Source organism: Amycolatopsis sp. DSM 110486 (assembly GCF_019468465.1).
In the GTDB taxonomy this organism is placed as follows: Bacteria; Actinomycetota; Actinomycetes; order Mycobacteriales; family Pseudonocardiaceae; genus Amycolatopsis.
The window spans coordinates 7,703,531-7,719,494 of record NZ_CP080519.1; the positions used below are offsets into that span (position 1 = coordinate 7,703,531).

General features: G+C 70.8%; 17 protein-coding genes. 12 read left to right on the forward strand and 5 right to left on the reverse strand.

The genetic code is table 11. From position 1 onward, the window contains the following. Positions 1-72 precede the first annotated feature (72 nt). Positions 73-1,695 (reverse strand): class I adenylate-forming enzyme family protein, encoded by a 1,623-nt coding sequence (locus K1T34_RS37345; protein WP_220239433.1) that lies wholly within the window; start codon positions 1,693-1,695, stop codon positions 73-75. A gap of 185 nt (positions 1,696-1,880) precedes the next feature. Here K1T34_RS37345 and K1T34_RS37350 point away from each other — a divergent pair, with 185 nt between their 5' ends. The 8 genes from K1T34_RS37350 to K1T34_RS37385 all read left to right on the forward strand — a co-directional run bounded on the left by K1T34_RS37350 (position 1,881) and on the right by K1T34_RS37385 (position 9,027). Next, positions 1,881-2,609 (forward strand): DsbA family protein, encoded by a 729-nt coding sequence (locus K1T34_RS37350; protein ID WP_220239434.1) that lies wholly within the window; start codon positions 1,881-1,883, stop codon positions 2,607-2,609. Between the two features lie 118 nt (positions 2,610-2,727). Beyond that, positions 2,728-3,306 carry a TetR/AcrR family transcriptional regulator gene (locus tag K1T34_RS37355; RefSeq protein WP_220239435.1) on the forward strand — a complete coding sequence of 193 codons (579 nt, stop codon included), beginning with the start codon at positions 2,728-2,730 and terminating at the stop codon, positions 3,304-3,306. A 143-nt stretch (positions 3,307-3,449) separates the two neighbouring features. Further along, positions 3,450-4,628 carry a thiolase family protein gene (locus K1T34_RS37360; protein WP_220239436.1) on the forward strand — a complete coding sequence of 393 codons (1,179 nt, stop codon included), beginning with the start codon at positions 3,450-3,452 and terminating at the stop codon, positions 4,626-4,628. 45 nt (positions 4,629-4,673) lie between these two features. After that, positions 4,674-5,408, forward strand: coding sequence for an SDR family NAD(P)-dependent oxidoreductase (locus K1T34_RS37365; RefSeq protein ID WP_220239437.1), 735 nt, complete (start codon positions 4,674-4,676; stop codon positions 5,406-5,408). A 61-nt stretch (positions 5,409-5,469) separates the two neighbouring features. Further along, positions 5,470-6,627, forward strand: coding sequence for an acyl-CoA dehydrogenase family protein (locus tag K1T34_RS37370; RefSeq protein ID WP_220239438.1), 1,158 nt, complete (start codon positions 5,470-5,472; stop codon positions 6,625-6,627). Between the two features lie 67 nt (positions 6,628-6,694). Then, positions 6,695-7,126: an ester cyclase gene (locus tag K1T34_RS37375; RefSeq protein ID WP_255637827.1), complete on the forward strand. Its 432-nt coding sequence runs from the start codon at positions 6,695-6,697 to the stop codon at positions 7,124-7,126. A 3-nt stretch (positions 7,127-7,129) separates the two neighbouring features. Beyond that, entirely contained in the window at positions 7,130-8,434 is a 1,305-nt protein-coding gene (locus K1T34_RS37380; protein WP_220239439.1) for a chloride channel protein, read from the forward strand. A gap of 14 nt (positions 8,435-8,448) precedes the next feature. Then, positions 8,449-9,027 carry a TetR/AcrR family transcriptional regulator gene (locus K1T34_RS37385; protein ID WP_220239440.1) on the forward strand — a complete coding sequence of 193 codons (579 nt, stop codon included), beginning with the start codon at positions 8,449-8,451 and terminating at the stop codon, positions 9,025-9,027. Here K1T34_RS37385 and K1T34_RS37390 read toward each other — a convergent pair. After that, positions 9,010-9,525, reverse strand: a complete 516-nt coding sequence (locus tag K1T34_RS37390) for a DUF2716 domain-containing protein (RefSeq protein ID WP_220239441.1) — start codon at positions 9,523-9,525, stop codon at positions 9,010-9,012. The two genes, K1T34_RS37385 and K1T34_RS37390, sit on opposite strands and share 18 nt — an antisense overlap. Before the next feature lie 96 nt (positions 9,526-9,621). Here K1T34_RS37390 and K1T34_RS37395 point away from each other — a divergent pair, with 96 nt between their 5' ends. Beyond that, positions 9,622-9,867, forward strand: coding sequence for a hypothetical protein (locus K1T34_RS37395; protein WP_220239442.1), 246 nt, complete (start codon positions 9,622-9,624; stop codon positions 9,865-9,867). Here K1T34_RS37395 and K1T34_RS37400 read toward each other — a convergent pair. Beyond that, on the reverse strand, positions 9,833-11,116 hold the full coding sequence (locus K1T34_RS37400; RefSeq protein ID WP_255637828.1) for an MFS transporter: 1,284 nt from the start codon (positions 11,114-11,116) through the stop codon (positions 9,833-9,835). The genes K1T34_RS37395 and K1T34_RS37400 overlap by 35 nt on opposite strands. A 229-nt stretch (positions 11,117-11,345) precedes the next feature. Here K1T34_RS37400 and K1T34_RS37405 point away from each other — a divergent pair, with 229 nt between their 5' ends. The 3 genes from K1T34_RS37405 to K1T34_RS37415 all read left to right on the forward strand — a co-directional run bounded on the left by K1T34_RS37405 (position 11,346) and on the right by K1T34_RS37415 (position 14,192). Then, positions 11,346-12,239 (forward strand): LysR substrate-binding domain-containing protein, encoded by an 894-nt coding sequence (locus K1T34_RS37405; protein WP_220239443.1) that lies wholly within the window; start codon positions 11,346-11,348, stop codon positions 12,237-12,239. Between the two features lie 3 nt (positions 12,240-12,242). After that, a complete protein-coding gene (locus K1T34_RS37410) occupies positions 12,243-12,650 on the forward strand; it encodes an MmgE/PrpD family protein (RefSeq protein WP_220239444.1) in 408 nt (135 codons plus the stop codon). A gap of 339 nt (positions 12,651-12,989) precedes the next feature. Further along, positions 12,990-14,192 carry a hypothetical protein gene (locus tag K1T34_RS37415; protein WP_370643463.1) on the forward strand — a complete coding sequence of 401 codons (1,203 nt, stop codon included), beginning with the start codon at positions 12,990-12,992 and terminating at the stop codon, positions 14,190-14,192. Positions 14,193-14,196: 4 nt separating this feature from the next. Here the strand turns inward: K1T34_RS37415 and K1T34_RS37420 are convergent, their stop codons facing one another. After that, a complete protein-coding gene (locus tag K1T34_RS37420) occupies positions 14,197-14,922 on the reverse strand; it encodes an alpha/beta fold hydrolase (RefSeq protein WP_220239446.1) in 726 nt (241 codons plus the stop codon). Positions 14,923-15,024: 102 nt separating this feature from the next. Then, on the reverse strand, positions 15,025-15,930 hold the full coding sequence (locus K1T34_RS37425; RefSeq protein ID WP_220239447.1) for an AraC family transcriptional regulator: 906 nt from the start codon (positions 15,928-15,930) through the stop codon (positions 15,025-15,027). Positions 15,931-15,964 lie beyond the last annotated feature (34 nt).

Sequence of the window (15,964 nt, forward strand, 5' to 3'; positions counted from 1 at the left end):
CGGACGGGTACCGGCCTTCCGCCGTGGACAGTCCCGGGGGACGGTGTGGTCCGGCCATGCCGTCCACTGTGGTCAGCCGCCGACCTTGCGGGCGCTGTCCGCCCAGTACCGGTCTCGCAGGCGGCGCCGCATGATCTTGCCCGAACCGGTCTTCGGCAGCTCGTCGACGAACTCGACCGAGCGGGGCTTCTTGTAGCCGGCCAGGTGTTGCGCGCACATGGCGATCACATCGTCCGCCGTCACCGTGAACCCGGCGCGCACCACCACGATCGCCTTCAGCGCCTCGCCCCACGTCTCGTCGGGCACGCCGACCACGGCGACCTCCGAGACTCCGGCGACGGTCGACACCACGTTCTCGATCTCCGTCGGGTAGACGTTGAATCCGCCGGTGACCACCATGTCCTTCTTGCGGTCCACCAGGTACAGGTAACCCTCGTCGTCGAACCGGCCGAGATCGCCTGTGCCGGCCCACCCGTCCGGACCGAGGATCGCGGCCGTCGCGTCGGGCAGGTGCCAGTAGCCCATCATCGTCTGGTCACCGCGCACGGTGATCTCGCCGATCTCGCCGTGGCCGACTTCGGCGCCGGTGTCGTCGACGAGCTTGACCTCCACGAACGGGCTGACCCGGCCCGCCGACCCCAGCCGCGCCGGGATCCCGCCGGCCGGGTCGAACGCGTGGTCTCGCGCCGAGAGGCACGCGATCGGGATCGGCAGCTCGCTCAGCCCGTAGAACTGCACGAACACGTCGCCGAACTCCGCACGGGCGCGGGCGAGCCGGTCCGGGGCGATCGGCGAACCGGCGTACACCACGGTGTGCAGGGAGGAGTAGTCGCCGGGCCGCTGCTCGGCGGAGAGGACGAGCAGGTTCAGCATCGTCGGCACCATCGGGAGGATGGTCACGTGGTGGGATTCGATCAGTTCCAGCACCACTGCGGGGTCGAACTTGGCGCAGGTGAGGTGTGTGGCGCCGCGCACGAAGTACGCCGGCGCCACGTATCCGCTCAGGTGGCTCAGCGGCGCGACGTGCAGTACGAGATCGTCGTCGGCCGCCGGTGGCAGCTCGAGGAGTTCGTTGCGCACCATGGCCGCCCAGGCGGCGTGGCTGAGCGTGGCGCCTTTCGGCAGGCCGGTCGTGCCGCTCGTGTAGAGGATCGCCGCGGGGTCGCCGGCGTCGGGCTTCACCGGTCGAGCGGGTTCGGCCGCGCGCAGTTCGTCCAGTGTGGTGTCGCCCGGGCCGGCCGCGACCGCGACGACGTACCGGAGGTGGGGGAGTTCGGCGCGGATCCCGGCGAGCTGCCCGGCCCACGCGGCATCGGCGAACACGACGGACGCGGCGCAGTCGTTGAGGATGTGGACGACTTCGCGCACGTGCAGCCTGGTGCTGAGCGCGGTGCGCACGAGTCCGCTTGCGAACAGGGCGTGTTCGGATTCGAAGAACTCGAGTCCGTTCGCCAACAACAGCACACCGCGGTCACCTCGGCGCAAGCCCAGCGCGGTGAGCCCACCGGCGACGCGGTGCACGCGGTCGCCGAGCTCGCGGTAGGTGAGCGCGGTGTCGCCGTCGCGCACGGCGACGCGTGAGCCGAACTGGCGGTAGGCCCGTTCGTAGAGCTCCGCGATCGTGACCCGCGCGCAGACCGGCCGGTGCACCAGCCCGTCCGCGCCGGGTGTCGCCGTGGCTGTCCCGTCGAGCATCGTCGCCCAACCTCCTTCGCCGAACACGGTCGTTGGACCGATCGGTCCGAGCACTTCTCCTGGTTGGAGATTATGCTTGTACCGATCGGTATAAACAAGGGTCGCTGGTTCAGTGGCAGCGGAGAGACGCGCGACGCAGCCGTGTGATCTGGATCGATCGGTCCAAGCACCGGTACGCTCACCGCATGAGCGACCCCGATCTGCACTTCTACTTCGACCCCGTCTGCCCCTTCGCCTGGATGACGAGCAAGTGGGTGCGCACCGTCGCGCGGCTGAAGCAGTACGACGTCGAGTGGCGGTTCATCTCGTTGCGCCTGCTCAACTCGCACATCGACTACGCAGCGCACTTCCCGCCGGAGTACGAGGAGTCGCACACGTCGGGGCTGAAGCTGCTGCGCGTGGCCGCGCGGATCCGCCGCGACCACGGACCCGAGCCGATCGGCGCCTTCTACGAGAAGCTGGGGCAGGAGACGTTCGAGCAGGACGCCGTCCCCGGTGGCACGGCCGCCGCGGTGCACCGAGGCGTGCGCGACCTCGCGACCATGGCACTCGACGTCTGCGGGCTTCCGCACGAGTACGCCGACGCGCTCGAGGACGACACCTGGGACGCCGTGATCCAGGCGGAGACCGACGTCGCCCTGACGCTGACGGGCAAGGACGTCGGCACGCCGATCCTGCACTTCGAGCCGCCGCGCGGCACCGCGCTGTTCGGCCCGGTGATCAGCCGGCTGCCCTCTGACGACGAGGCGGTCGAGCTGTGGGACCACGTCGTGGCGTTGTCGCGTTTCCCGGGTTTCGCCGAGCTCAAGCGCAGCCTGCGCGAGCAGCCGCAGCTGCCGGCCTTCGGCGTCAGCGCGGGCGAAGCCGGCAAGCAGGAGGACTGGCACGGCGGGAGCCGTCGGCAGAAGAAGTGAGACTGCGCCCGCGCGGCTGGTCGACCTGCCGGGACCTCGCCCTCGCGTCGGGACGGGGCCTCCGGCGGATATCCTTGGAACGTTCGGTCCACGAGGGGTGAAGGCGGGCGTCGGCGAGATGACGGTGACGGGATTCGAGGCGAACCGGGCACGCGTGATCGGCATCGCGGCCGAGCTGTTCGCGCGGAACGGTTACCACGGCACCGGGATCGCCGAGCTCGGCACCGCCGCGGGTCTCGGGCGGGGCGCGCTGTACCACTACATCGGCAGCAAAGAGGCCGTGCTCTACTCGATCAGCAAAGAGCAGGTCGACTCCATGAACGCCTACGCCGAGCAGCTGCTCGACGAGGACCTCGCCGCCGAGGAGCTGCTGCGGCGCATGGCCCGCGGGCTGCTGCGCAACATCGCCGAGCACCGCTCGGAGTGGGCGGTGTTCTTCCGCGAGTACACGGCGCTGACCGGCGAGTGGCGCGACCACGTGATCACCGCGCGCGAGCGCTATGAGGGCTACTGGCGCCAGGCGCTGGACAACGGCGTGCGCGCCAAGGTGCTGCGCCAGACCCCGCGCCTGCTGGTGAAGGGCATCCTCGGCATGCTCAACTACACCTACCTCTGGTACGAGCCCGACGGTGAGCTGACGCCGGACGAGGTCGCCGACATGTTCCTCGACGCGTTGATCGAGGGCATCCGCGCCTGACCCGGGCGCGCTCCGCTCAAGTTCGGCTCGCGTTTTCCTGATCGAATTTCCGTCACGGTCGGTCTTGTGCCCAATTTCTTGTACCGACCGGTCCATACAGGTATTGTCCTCGGTGATTCCAGCGCCGGACACCGGGAGGACCCATGACTTCACCACGCGACGCGGTGGTCGTCGATGTGCTGCGCACCCCTGTCGGCAAGGGGAAGCGGGGCGGCGCGCTCTCGCACGTCCACCCTGTGCACCTGCTGGCCGACGTTCTCGCCGGCCTCGTCGCGCGCAACGACCTGGACCCCGCGCTCGTCGACGACGTGATCGCCGGCTGCGTGACCAAAGCGGGAGAGCAGGCCGTGAACCCGGCCCGCAGTGCCGTGCTCGCCGCCGGGTTGCCGCTGTCGGTGCCCGCGACCACGGTCGACCGGCAGTGTGGCTCGAGCCAGCAGGCCGTGCACTTCGCAGCGCACGCGATCCAGGCCGGCGCGGCCGACGTCGTGATCGCGTGCGGCGTGGAGTCGATGTCGCGCGTGCCGATGCACTCCGACACCCAGGACGCCGACCACCTCGGCTCGCGCGTGGCCGAGCGGTTTCCCGGCGGGCTCGTCGGGCAGGGGATCTCCGCCGAGCTGATCTGCGCGCGGTGGGGGCTCGGTCGCGACGATCTGGACGCGTTTTCCGCGCAATCCCACCGTCGTGCTGCCGAATCGCAGGCCTTGTTCGCGCCGGACCTGGTCACGGTCGCCGAAGCGCCGGGGCTCACGGCCGACGAGACCGTCCGCCCGTCGACCACGGTGGACGGCCTTGCCGGCCTGCGACCGTCCTTCGTGGACGAAGCCGCCGCGAGCCGCTTTCCCGAGATCGACTGGAAGATCACGCCGGGCAACTCGTCTCCGCTCTCCGACGGCGCGGCCGGCGTGCTGTTGATGAGTGCGGCCAAGGCTGACGCTTTGGGGCTCACCCCGCGTGCCCGGATCCACGCGACGGCCGTGGTCGGAGACGACCCGATCCTCATGCTCATGGGCGTGGTGCCCGCCACCCACGCGGTGCTCGCGCGGGCCGGGCTGACCGTCGGCGACATCGACCTGTTCGAGGTAAACGAGGCGTTCGCGCCGGTGCCGCTGGCCTGGCAGCGCGAGACCGAAGTGGAGCCGGAGCGCCTCAACGTCCACGGGGGAGCGATCGCGCTCGGCCACCCGCTGGGCGCGAGCGGTGCCCGGATCCTGACCACGCTCGTCGGCGCGCTCGAACACCGCGGCGCCCGGTTCGGGCTGCAGACGATGTGCGAGTGGGGCGGCATGGCCAACGCCATGATCGTCGAGCGGCTCTGACTTTCGTCACACTTATCCGTACAGACCGATCGGTACAATCATTCCATGAATGCAGAAGACACCAGAGTCGCGCTGGTCACCGGTGCTTCGCGGGGGATCGGCGAGGGCATCGCGCGGCAGCTGCTCGACCGGGGGCTCCGGGTCGCCGGCACGTATCGCTCCGGCGGGGACCGCGTCGGGAAGCTGGCCGCGGACGCGCCCGGCCGGGTGCTGCCCGTGGCTTTCGACCTCGCGGTGCCCGATACGGCCGAAGCGCTCGTCGAGCAGGTCGCCCGGCACTGGGGCCGGCTCGACTCGCTCGTGCTCAACGCCGCGGTGTGGCAGGGCGGCAAGCTCGCCCGCGTCGACCTCGGCGACTGGTGGCGCGTGATCGAGGAGAACTTGCGCAGCACGGCCGCGCTGGTGCGCGCGGCGATCCCGTGGCTGGCCGAGGGCGCGAACCCCAGCGTCGTGCTCGTCGGGTCCGCCGTCGGAACGGTCGGCTTCCCCGGTGACACCGCGTACGCGAGTGTGAAGGCCGCTGCGGTGGGCTTCGCCCGATCGCTCGCGAAAGAGCTTGCGCCCCAAGGGGTGCGCGTGAACGTGCTGGCGCCCGGGTTCGTGGAGACCGACCTGACCGCCGCGATCCCCGACGGCGCGCGGCGGAAGATCGCCGACGCCACCGTGCTCGGCCGCTTCGGCACCGTCGAGGAGATCGCCCGCGCCGCGGTGTTCCTCGCCGAAGACGCCACGTTCTGCACGGGCACGGTACTCGCCGCCGACGGCGGCTGGACGTTGTGAGATCCAGGACTGCGAAATCCAAGACTGTGAAATCCAAGACCGTGAAATCGAGGAGGAACCGATGAGCACTGGCCTGCCCGCCGACGACTACCGCAAGCTGCGCGACGCCGTCTTCGCCACGATCTGGGAGGAGCTCGACCCGCTGGAGCACCGGATCGAGGACACCGAGAAGATTCCCTACGACATCGTGCTGCCGGCGCTGCGCGCCTGCGGCGCGTTCGGCCTGATCGTCCCGCGCGAGTACGGCGGCTCCGGCCTGTCGATCGCGCAGTACCTGCCGATCCTCGCCGAATTCGCCAAGATCCAGGGCGGGATCCGCGCGATCGTGCACGTCCACAACTCGTTCGCCCACGCGTTGTCGGAGATCGGGAGCACCGCACAGAAGAACGAGATCCTGCCGGGCGCGGCGACGGGGGAGAAGTCCCTGGCGTTCGCGCTCACCGAACCCGGCAACGGGACTGGCGCCGATCTGTCCACTGTGGCGCGTCGCGAAGGTGACGAGTACGTGCTGAACGGGCGCAAGTGGCTCATCACCAACTCCGACATCGCCTCGCACTTCCTGGTGTTCGCGAAGACGTCCGATGTGGACGTTTCCGCCCTCCTCGTGCCGCGGGACGCGCCCGGGTTCACCATCGCGCCGCTGCCGGAGACCATGGGTTGCAAGGGTGCCGAGCACGGCGAGCTGACGTTCACCGACGTGCGGGTGCCCGCGTCTTCGCTGGTCGGCGCCGAAGGTGAGGGCGGTGCGCACCTGGAGCGGGCGCTGGAGGTCAGCCGGGTGTTCATCGCGGCGTCTTCGCTCGGCACGGCGACGCGGGCGCTCGAGCTTTCGGTGAAGTACTCGCAGGAACGGGTGACGTTCGGCAAGCCGATCGCGTCGCGGCAGGCGATCCAGCGCTACCTCGCGGAGATGGCGGCCGACGTGTACGCGCTGCGCGGCATGCTGGCCGACGCCGCGGCCAAGTGGGACGCCGGCAAGCGGATCCCGGCCGAGTCGTCGCTGCTGAAGCAGTTCGGGCTGGAGGCCGTCGGGCGAGTCACCGACCGGGCGCTGCTGGTGCACGGCGGCATCGGCTACACGCGCAAGTACCCGATCGAGCGGTTGTATCGCGACGCGCGCCTCAACTGGCTGGAGGAGGGCACGCCCACGATCCAGTACCTGGTGGCCGCACGGGAGCTGCTGGACGGCTACCGGTTCGACGACGCCTTCGCCGGCTAGCCACGTCGGTGTGGTGCTGCTCGCAAACAGGCCCGGTGCCGCCGTTGCGGAGCTATCTTTGACAGCAATGTCAAACATGACTCTGGAGGTCACCATGCCGAACTCGGCGGAGCTGGTCGAATCGTTCTGGAACGAAGTCTGGAACGCGCACAACCCGGAAGCGGCCGACGATTTCGTGGTCGAGGACTTTGTGATCACCAACGCGGGCGTGCGCATCGAGGGCCGCGAGAACTTCAAGGCCTGGATCGGCGCGTTCCTCGAGCAGGTGCACGACCTGGAGCTGGAGATCGTCGAAACGTTCGAGAACCACGACGGCAGCCGCGTCGCCTCGCGGTGGCACGTGCACGGGCGCAACAACGGTGTGCTCGGGTCCGAACCGGACGGTCGGCCCATCTCCTTCAGTGGCACCGCCGTGTGGGAGATCGAAGACGGCAAGCTCGTGCACAACCACGTCGAGCGGGCTTCGTACGAGCTGCACCAGCGCCTGAACGCGGCCTGACGGGTGCGCTCGGGCCCGCTGCTCCTCGCGGCCGCTCTGGCCGGCGCGGTCGCCGGGGTCGCGGCTGTTGCGTTCGGACAGACGGTGGGCGCGCTCCGGTCGCTGGTGGCCGGTGCGCCGCCCGCCGTCGTCGTGCTCGCGCCGGTCGCCGGAGCGCTGCTGTGCGTGGCGGTGGTGCGCTTCGTACCGGACGCCGGTGGCGGCGGGATTCCGCAGGTGCGCCAGGCGTTCGCGGGCCCGCCCCTGCGCGGACGGGTCGCGGGCGCCAAGGCGCTGGCGTCCGGCGCGATGCTCGGCTCCGGCGGTTCGGGTGGCGCGGAAGGCCCGGTCGTCCACATCTCGGCGGCGCTGGGGTCGGCTTTGGCCCGCGCGGTGCGGCTGCCTCCTGCTTCGGTGCGTCCCGTCGCGGCTGCCGCCGTGGCGGGCGGGGTGGCGGCTTCGTTCGGCGCGCCGCTGGCGGGCGTGGTGCTCGTGGCGGAGGTGCTCGTCGAGGGCCTCGGCGGGGCGGAGCTCGTCGCGGTGGCGATCGGCTCGGCCGCGGGTGCGCTGACGGGCTGGGTGCTGCCGGGCGAACCGCTGCGGCTGCCGGATGTCGCGGTGGGCGGGTCTCCGTTCGGTGGTGTGGTGGCGGGGCTGTTCGGTGTGGTGCTGGCGTGGTCGTTGTACGTCGGTGGGGCTTGGTCCGGGTGGGTTCGCGGGGTGGCCGGCTCGCGGCGTCTCGTTGCCGACGAGGACCGGGTGGGCGAGGCTGATGGCCCGGGCCGACCTGGAGTTGTCGCCGGTGGCTCTTGTTCTGGCGATGCTCGTGCCGCGGTGGGTGCTGCTCGGCCGGACCGGCTCGGGACTCTCGTTCACTGGGCCTGCTCTGGCTGGGTCCGCGCTGTTGTCTGCGGGGTGGCCGTCGGGCTGCTCGTGTTCGCGGTGCCCGGTGTCGCCGGCGTCGGGCAGCCGGGGGCCGCGGCGGGCGGCCTGAGTGTGTTGCTGGTGCTGGCGGTGGTGAAGGTCGTCGCGACGGGCGTGACCGTCGGGGCGGGCGGGGTGGTCGGGACGATCGGGCCCGCGTTGTTCGTCGGGGCGACGGTGGGCTCGGCACTGCCCATCGCGGGCGGCGCCGCGGCGGGGATGGCCGCGTGCCTGGCCGCGGCGTCGAGGGCACCGGCGACGGCCGTCGTGCTGGCGGTCGAGCTCAGCGGGCTCGACCTGTTGCCGCCGATTCTGCTGGCGGCGGCGATGGGCCGGCTGGCGGGGCTGCTCACGCGGCACGGCGTCTTCGATGTTCCGGAGCCGACTAGGCTGGCCGGCGGGTAGGGGAAAGGGGTTCCATGGCGGGCGTACGCCAGTTCGACGAGCGCGAGGCTCTCTCACGCGCCCTCGACGTCTTCACCGACCGCGGCTTCCGCGCCACGTCGATGCTCGACCTGGCCACCGGCACCGGCGTCCAGCGCGGCTCCCTGTACAACGCCTACGGCGGCAAGGAAGAAATCTTCCTGCGCGCCTTCGGCGAATACACGGCCGACTTCCTCGCCGGCGCCTCCGCGGCCCTCGACCGGCCGACGAAACGCGCGGCCCTCCTGTCGTTCTTCGACTACTGCATCGAGACTTTCACCGCCGGCACCCCGGCCCACGGCTGCCTCTCCACCCGCACCGCCATCGAAGCGGCCACGGAGTCGCCGCGCGCGGAGTCCGCCGTGCGGGCCTTGCTGGACGAGCTGGAAACCCTCGTGTACGCCAAACTGTCCACTCTGGACGACGGCGTCGAGTCCCCCGTGGACCTCCACGGCGCCGCCCGGCTCGTCGTGAGCACCACGCGCGGTCTCGCGGTGATGGAACGGGTGCGCTACGAGCCGGACGAGCTGCGCGAAATCGCGGAAACCCTGGTGACGTCACTGTTCGGTCGTTGAGCCTGAGTTGACGCGTTGCCCGTCACGGCGGAGCAGGGGGCCGAGAATCCCGCGGTTCAGCTCGATGGCCGCCCGCACGGCGGTCTCACCGAAGAAACACAGGCTCTTCTCGTGGTGATCGCCGACGACGCCGAACGACAGGTCTTTCGACACGAAGATCAGGTAGTCCCCGTTGGGGTAGTGGGTGTACTCCCAGCCGTCGAGGTCCGTGATGTCCGTGACGCGGTGCGGCCGGTACTGAGTCGACGGGTGCGCGGAGTCGTGTGAGAACACCGAGTCCCAGTATTCGGTGCAGGCGCGCAGGACGTCGCACACGAGTTGCGCGACTGGCTGCATCGGCGCCGGACCGAGCGCCCAGCACACCGACGACGCCGGCTCCTTGATCGCCGGCCAGGAGGCCGGATCGGGGCCGCGCCGGAAGCCGAATTCGGTGGCGAACTCGGCCCACAGTTCGCGCTGGAGCTCCCAGTCGAGTTCGACCCAAGCGAATTCCGGCACGACGGGAGCCTACCGGGCATCGCGAGGGGCATTGCCGTTTCGGCAACAAAGTACTTCGCGCTGCCGCGCCGGCCGGAGCACGAGGCGCTGCACCGGTTGCTCGCCTCGGTCGCGCCCGGGGGCACGCTGCTCGTCGCCGGGCACGATCCCGGCGACGAGGGCGTGGACTACGCCGGCTACTACCGGCCCGACGAGATCGCGCGGCTCCTCGGCGGCGAGTGGACGATCCTGGTCCACGAGTCCCGGCCCCGGAACAGGCCGGGGCCGGAGGGCACTCACCACACCCGCGACGTCGTCCTGCGCGCGGTCAATTCCGGCGGGGAGCCAGCAGCAGGGCGGTGAAAGTGATCGCGCACGCCACCACGATGTACAGCGCGATCACCCACGACCCGCCGAACCCCGCGAACAACGCGGCCGCGATGAACGGCGCCGGGCCGCTCGTGATCAAGCCGCCGACCTGGTACGCGACCGAAACGCCCGTGTAGCGGTGTTCCGCGCCGAACAGCTCGGCGAGGAAGCCGGCCATGGCGCTGTAGGTGGTGGCGTGGCCCAGGGTTGCGAGCAGGAACATCGCGAGCAGCACCGCGGCCGGCGCGCCTGAGTCGAGGAGCCAGAAGAAGGGGAACGCGACGGCGGCCGAGTACACCGCGCCGCCGAGGAGGACCTTCCGGCGGCCGATGCGGTCGGCGAGAATGGCGACCAAGGGCACGGCCGCGATGTCGACCAGTGAAGCCACGATGAGGCAGGTCAGCACCGTGCCCCGGGACACCCCCGCGGAGTTCGGCCCGTACGACAGCACGAAAACGCTCGCGATGTAGAACGGGACGTTCGTGCCCGCCTGCGCGAAAATCCCGACGAGCACCGCGCGCAGTGACCGTCGCAGGGTGTCCCGCAAAGGAAACGTGGGCACGTCGGGGCGCTTGAACTCCGGGGACTCCTCGAGCCGCGACCGCACGTACAGTCCGACGAGGATGAGCACCGCACTCGCCAGGAACGGCAGGCGCCAGCCCCAGCTCAGCAGCTGGTCCTTCGGCAGTTGCTGCACCGCGAGGAACGCCGACGCCGACAGCACGAGACCCGCGGGCACCCCGGCCTGCGGCCAGCTGCCGTAGAACGCGCGCCGGTGCGGCGGGGCGTGTTCGACGGCCATCAGCACCGCGCCGCCCCACTCGCCGCCGACGGCGAAGCCCTGCAGCAGCCGCACGAGCACCAGCAGGATCGGTGCGGCGACGCCGATCTGGCCGTACGTCGGCAACAGGCCGATGGCGACCGTGCCGCCGCCCATCAGCAGCAGCGACAGGAAGAGCATCCGCTTGCGGCCGATCCGGTCGCCGAAGTGGCCGAACACGATGCCGCCGAGCGGGCGCGCCACGAAGGCGACCCCGAACGTCGCGAAGGCCGCCAGGGTGCCGGCCAGCGGGTTGAGCGTGGGGAAGAACTGGGCGTTGAAAACGAGTGTGGCCGCCGAGCCGAAGAGGAAGAAGTCATACCACTCGACGGCGGTCCCGACGAAACTCGCGAACGCCACGCGCGCGGGTCTGACCCGCGTCGCCTGCTGCTGCTCGACAACCACAACTACCTCCAACGTCATCGGGGGAGACGGCGCGCGAACGGCGCGCCAGTGGTGGCCGCCACCGGTCCCGGACCAGCGGCGGACGGACCAGGCCGGCGATCTTCAAGCCTGTGACCTGGGATGTTGCGCGGAACTATAGCCGTACCGACCGATCGGTACAAGACCCTGTGAGCTGTGAGTCAACGCTCCTGCCCCGCCCGGCGAGGCCTGCTGCCCGCGCCGCCGCGCAACGGGTAGAACAACTGTGGTGAGCGACGAAGTGTCCTTTCGCGACTTCGAGGTTTTCCTCGCGTTCGCCCGGAACGAGCACTTCGTCCGCGCGGCGGAGGAGCTCGGCGTCAACGCGACGACGGTGCAGCGCAGCGTCCGCGCGCTGGAGCGCAAGCTGGGGGTCGACCTCGTCGAGCAGCACGGGCGCCGCGTCCGGCTGCGCGACGCCGGCCGGGTGCTCGCGCGCGAGGCGAGCTCGGTGCTGCGCAGGCGCGCCGACGCGATCGTCACCACGCGTGCCGCTTCAGGGGATCTGCGGCAGGTGCTGCGCATCGCGCACACGTTCTCCCTCGGGCTCGGCTTCGTGCCGGAGGTGCTGGCGGGCCTCCTCGAACGCCACCCCGACCTGAGGTTCCGCTGCCACCAGAGCTCCGCGACGGACGCGGTCACCCACCTGCTGCGCGGCGACGCCGACGTGGTGCTCGGCTCGGCCGCCCCGGCCGACCCCGACGTGGTGGTGCTGCCGCTGTTCACCGAACCCCTGCTGCTCGCGGTGTCGATCGGGGATCCGCTGACCAGGCACGAAGTGGTGCACCTGCGCGAAACGAAGGACCGGTCGTTCGTCGCCATGGCGCTCGGCGCGAGCAGCCGCGCGCACCTGGCCGATGCGTGCGCCCGTGCCGGGTTCGTGCCGCGCGTGACAGTGGAGGGCAGCGACCCGTTCGTCGTCGAGTCGATGGTCGGCGCGGGGCTCGGCGTTTCCGTGGTGCCGGGCCGGATGGCCGATCACCACCATCCGCGCGTCGTGCGGATCCCGATCGCCGACGAGGGCTGTCACCGTACGATTTTCCTGGCACACCACAAGAAATCCACTGTCACGCCGATTGTGCGGGCGCTCACGAGCGTCGCGGTGGCGCGGGGCAGCGGCTGACCGTTGCGATTTTCGCAACGGACCGGCGCGGGGTTGTCGTTGTTCGCGCCGGGCGGCGTTGCCGGCTACGCGGTCGCCCGCGCGGTGGCCGACGGCCTCGGCCCGGACCACGCCGCCGCGGGCTGGTGCCTCGAAACCACGGCGGGCACTGTCGCCGCGGCCGCGGCGGCGGCCCGCGTCCTCGACCTGCACGGCCCGGCCCTGCGCCACGCCATCGGAATCGCGGCGACACAGGCCTCTGGGCTGGCCGCGGTGAAGGGCACACCACTCGGCGCGGCGCAGCTCGGGCACGCCGCCGCGACGGGGGCGGAGGCGGCCTTGCTGGCGCGCAACGGGGTCACGGCGGCGGAGGATCCGTTGTCGGGTCGGCGGGGTTTGTTCGCGTTGATGCCGCCGGCGAATGAGCCGTGACCTGCGCGGCGCGAATCGGTGCGGTGTGTCGGGCCTGCTGCGGATACGAGCGTGGAAGTGGCTCTGCTGTGAACAAACGGCTTCACCACCGGTGAAAACCGGTTGTCGGGATCGCGGCGCGCCTGCCGCGCAACAGTGTCACAGCAGCCGAATACTCGCCCGTGGTGTCGGCGCCCTGACCCGACCGGCAGATGAGTACTGAGTGGACAGTGCGCGACCGGCGGGTGTACCCCTGACTCGCTGTGACCCCAGGGCGGCATTAGGGGTATTGCGGAACCCCGCCACCCGCGCCTAGCGTGGCCGCGACCGTAGCTTCGAGTCCTGGGGGGTCTCATGTCGGTGCGTCGTCGTGTTCTGGTTGCTTCGCGGGCGGTGGTCGCCGCCGCGGTGCTCGTCGGGGGAGCGGTGGTGGCGTCGCCGCCGGCGCTCGCGGCGACGGCGCCCACGAATCTGCCCACGAGTCAGTACACCCTGAGCGCGGATTACCACCAGTTCGACGCCGTGAACACCGCGCTGGTCTCGACCTTGGGCACCGCCGCCGTGCACACGGTGATGGACAACGCGAACCACGACCGCACGGCGCTGCCGTCGTCGGTGTCGGTCGCCGGGCTGTCCGACGGGTTCCGCTTCGACAGCGCGGACAACTCCGACTGCGCCAACTACCCGCAGGGCATCACCACCAGCCGCGATGCCGTCGGCACCGCGAACAGCGGCAACTACGACGGCCACCAGCTCGTGCTCGTGAGCTGGTACACCAAGGACGGCTGTGACGGCGACCAGGCGCGAAGCCGCATCACGCTCGTCGACTGGGACGCGACGTACCCGAACAAGTACCGCAAGATCCTCCTCGTCGAGCCGACCGGCACCGCGGCCGCGCCGGACTTCAAGGACATCCCGATCCACGCCGGCGGCGTGTCCTGGTACGGCGACTACCTCTACGTCGCCGACACCGGGCACGGCATGCGCGTGTTCGACCTGCGCAAGATCCTCAAGACCAACACCGGCGGCACGGCCGGGCAGATCGGGCACGAGACCGGCAGCGTGTACTACGCCCACAACTACGCCTACGTGCTGCCGCAGGTCGGCACGATCACCTCGAAGACCACGTCGGGCACCAACCTCGCGTGGTCGTCGATCTCGCTCGACCGCGTGAGCAAGTCGATCGTGATGGCGGAGTACACCTGCCAGTCCGGTTGCACCGCGTACCCGAACCGCGCCCCGCGCGCGATCCGGTTCCCGTTCGCCGCGGGCGCGACGACGTTCGCCGCCACGACCACGGCGAGCGAGGCTCTGCAGCTGCCCTGGTACAACCTCAACGGCGTCGCCTCGCACAACAGCCGCTGGTGGTTCAACTCCTCGGGCCAGAAGAAGCTCTACTACTGGACCCCGGCGACCGGCCCGGCGACGCACACGTGGATCTCCAGCGGCGAAAGCCTGTCTTACTGGGAAGACGCGGCGAACGCGGATCTACTGTGGACGCTCCAGGAAGGCGCGGGCAACCGCAACGTGTTCGCGGTGACTCAGGCGACGTACGGCGCCTGACCAGTCAGTCGCGGGCGGCTTCCTCGATCGCGGTGGCGAGCCGGTCCGGTGCGGTGAACATGACCTCGTGGCTGCCGCGCAGCTGCACGAGGCGGTACAGCCCGAGCCGGCCCGACATCCGCGGGTGCCAGCCCCATTCGCCCGGCGGCAGGGCGGTGTCCTCGGTGGCGTTGATGTAGCTCTTGGGGATGTCGCTCGCGTAGAAGCGCGTGAGGTCGAGCTTGTCCAGGAACGGCTGGTACGGCTCGGTGGACAGCTCCTTGTGCGTCGACGCGGCCAGCTCGGCGTCGGCGTCCTGGATGAACGCCTCGCGCCACAGGGGGAACGGCATCGCGACCGAGTTGTCGTCGCTCGCGGCGGCGGTCTGCGCGAACATCTCGCGGTAGTGGGGCGGGAGCTCGTCGTTGAGGCTGTTGCCCGGCGCCGGGACGAAGGCGTTCCAGAAGATCAGCCGCTTGAGCCGCTCGGGGATTTCTTCGGCGACACGGGCGATCACGGTGCCGCCGAAGCTGTGGCCGAGCAGGACCACGTCGTGCAGGTCGGCGGCGGTGATGGCGTCGACGATCGACTGCGTGCAATCGTTGTGGTCGACGTTCTTGGGCACGCCGTTGCCGTGGCCCGCGACGGTCGGGGTGTGCACTTCGTGGCCGCGGTCGCGCAGGTGCTTCGCGACAGGTTCCCAGAGCGGACCGTCGTGCCAGGATCCGTGGACGAGAACGAGAGTGGCCATGGCGTCTTCCCTTCGCAGGCGGTGATGCGCTGGCGGGGAAGGTAATCCGGGCGCCTGGCCGCGGCTGTCCGGAATCCGCGGCTTGGCCGGAACGCGCGGAGCTCAGGCGCGGCGCAGGTCGTCGGACGGGGTGGTGCCGAACGTCCGGCGGTAGTCGGCGGCGAAGCGCCCGAGGTTGCCGAAGCCCCAGCGCGTCGCGACTTCGGTCACGGACTTTCCCGTGCCGGCCAGGAGTTCCGCGTGCACGCGTTCGAGGCGGACCTGCCGCAGCCGACCCGTCGGGGACGTGCCGAGCTGTTCGCGGAAGTGGTCCTGCAGGGTGCGCGGGGCGACGTCGGCCGCGGCAGCGATGTCGAGCAGGCCGACGGCGGCGCCCGCGTGGGCTTCGATGTACTCGCAGGCCCGGCGGACGACGTCGGCTGCGCTGCTCTGCCGGCGGGTGGGGGCGGAGCCGCCGAACGAGTCGAGCGCCGCGACGGCGACGAGCTGCGCCACCGACGTGCCGAACGGTGCTTTCAGCAGACCGTGGGGGAGCACCTCGCGGACGACGAACCGGGTGACCGCGTCCCACGGCGCGGGGTCGAGCGCCGGGCCGGTACGGATGTCGGCGGCCCGGCCGGACGCGGCCGCCGCGCGGGCGAGCAGCTTGCCGGGGAGCTTCACGGTCAGGAGCCGGCAGCCGGGACCGAACGTGAGGGCGTGCGCGGACCGCGCGTCGAGAGCGACGGTCTGTCCGGCGGCGACGCGGGTGTCGTTTCCGATGGTCAGCTCGCCGGCGAGCGGACGGGAGAAGAGCACGAAGTCACCGAACGGCACGGGATCGACCTGCACGCGATCGCCGCCGTAGGACAGAGAGAAGACGCCGAGCTCGTCGCCGGACGCTTCGGCGTGGCGGGCGTGGAACGCCGGGCCGCGCGGGGTGAGGTCGTGGGGGCAGTAGGAGCCGGCCACCTGGGCGCGGGCCAGGTCGACGTCGCGGGTGTCCAGCCGGACGGTCATGCCCTCCATCGCGCCTCCTCCGCCCGGCCGCCGCGTCGGTGGG

Coding starts and splice junctions, on each gene's coding strand:
- K1T34_RS37370 (WP_220239438.1), top strand. CDS start 5,470: ATGAGCACTGGCCTGCCCGCCGACGACTACCGCAAGCTGCGCGACGCC.
- K1T34_RS37420 (WP_220239446.1), bottom strand. CDS start 14,922: ATGGCCACTCTCGTTCTCGTCCACGGATCCTGGCACGACGGTCCGCTC.
- K1T34_RS37360 (WP_220239436.1), top strand. CDS start 3,450: ATGACTTCACCACGCGACGCGGTGGTCGTCGATGTGCTGCGCACCCCT.
- K1T34_RS37425 (WP_220239447.1), bottom strand. CDS start 15,930: ATGGAGGGCATGACCGTCCGGCTGGACACCCGCGACGTCGACCTGGCC.
- K1T34_RS37350 (WP_220239434.1), top strand. CDS start 1,881: ATGAGCGACCCCGATCTGCACTTCTACTTCGACCCCGTCTGCCCCTTC.
- K1T34_RS37355 (WP_220239435.1), top strand. CDS start 2,728: ATGACGGTGACGGGATTCGAGGCGAACCGGGCACGCGTGATCGGCATC.
- K1T34_RS37365 (WP_220239437.1), top strand. CDS start 4,674: ATGAATGCAGAAGACACCAGAGTCGCGCTGGTCACCGGTGCTTCGCGG.
- K1T34_RS37400 (WP_255637828.1), bottom strand. CDS start 11,116: ATGACGTTGGAGGTAGTTGTGGTTGTCGAGCAGCAGCAGGCGACGCGG.
- K1T34_RS37375 (WP_255637827.1), top strand. CDS start 6,695: ATGTCAAACATGACTCTGGAGGTCACCATGCCGAACTCGGCGGAGCTG.
- K1T34_RS37385 (WP_220239440.1), top strand. CDS start 8,449: ATGGCGGGCGTACGCCAGTTCGACGAGCGCGAGGCTCTCTCACGCGCC.
- K1T34_RS37345 (WP_220239433.1), bottom strand. CDS start 1,695: ATGCTCGACGGGACAGCCACGGCGACACCCGGCGCGGACGGGCTGGTG.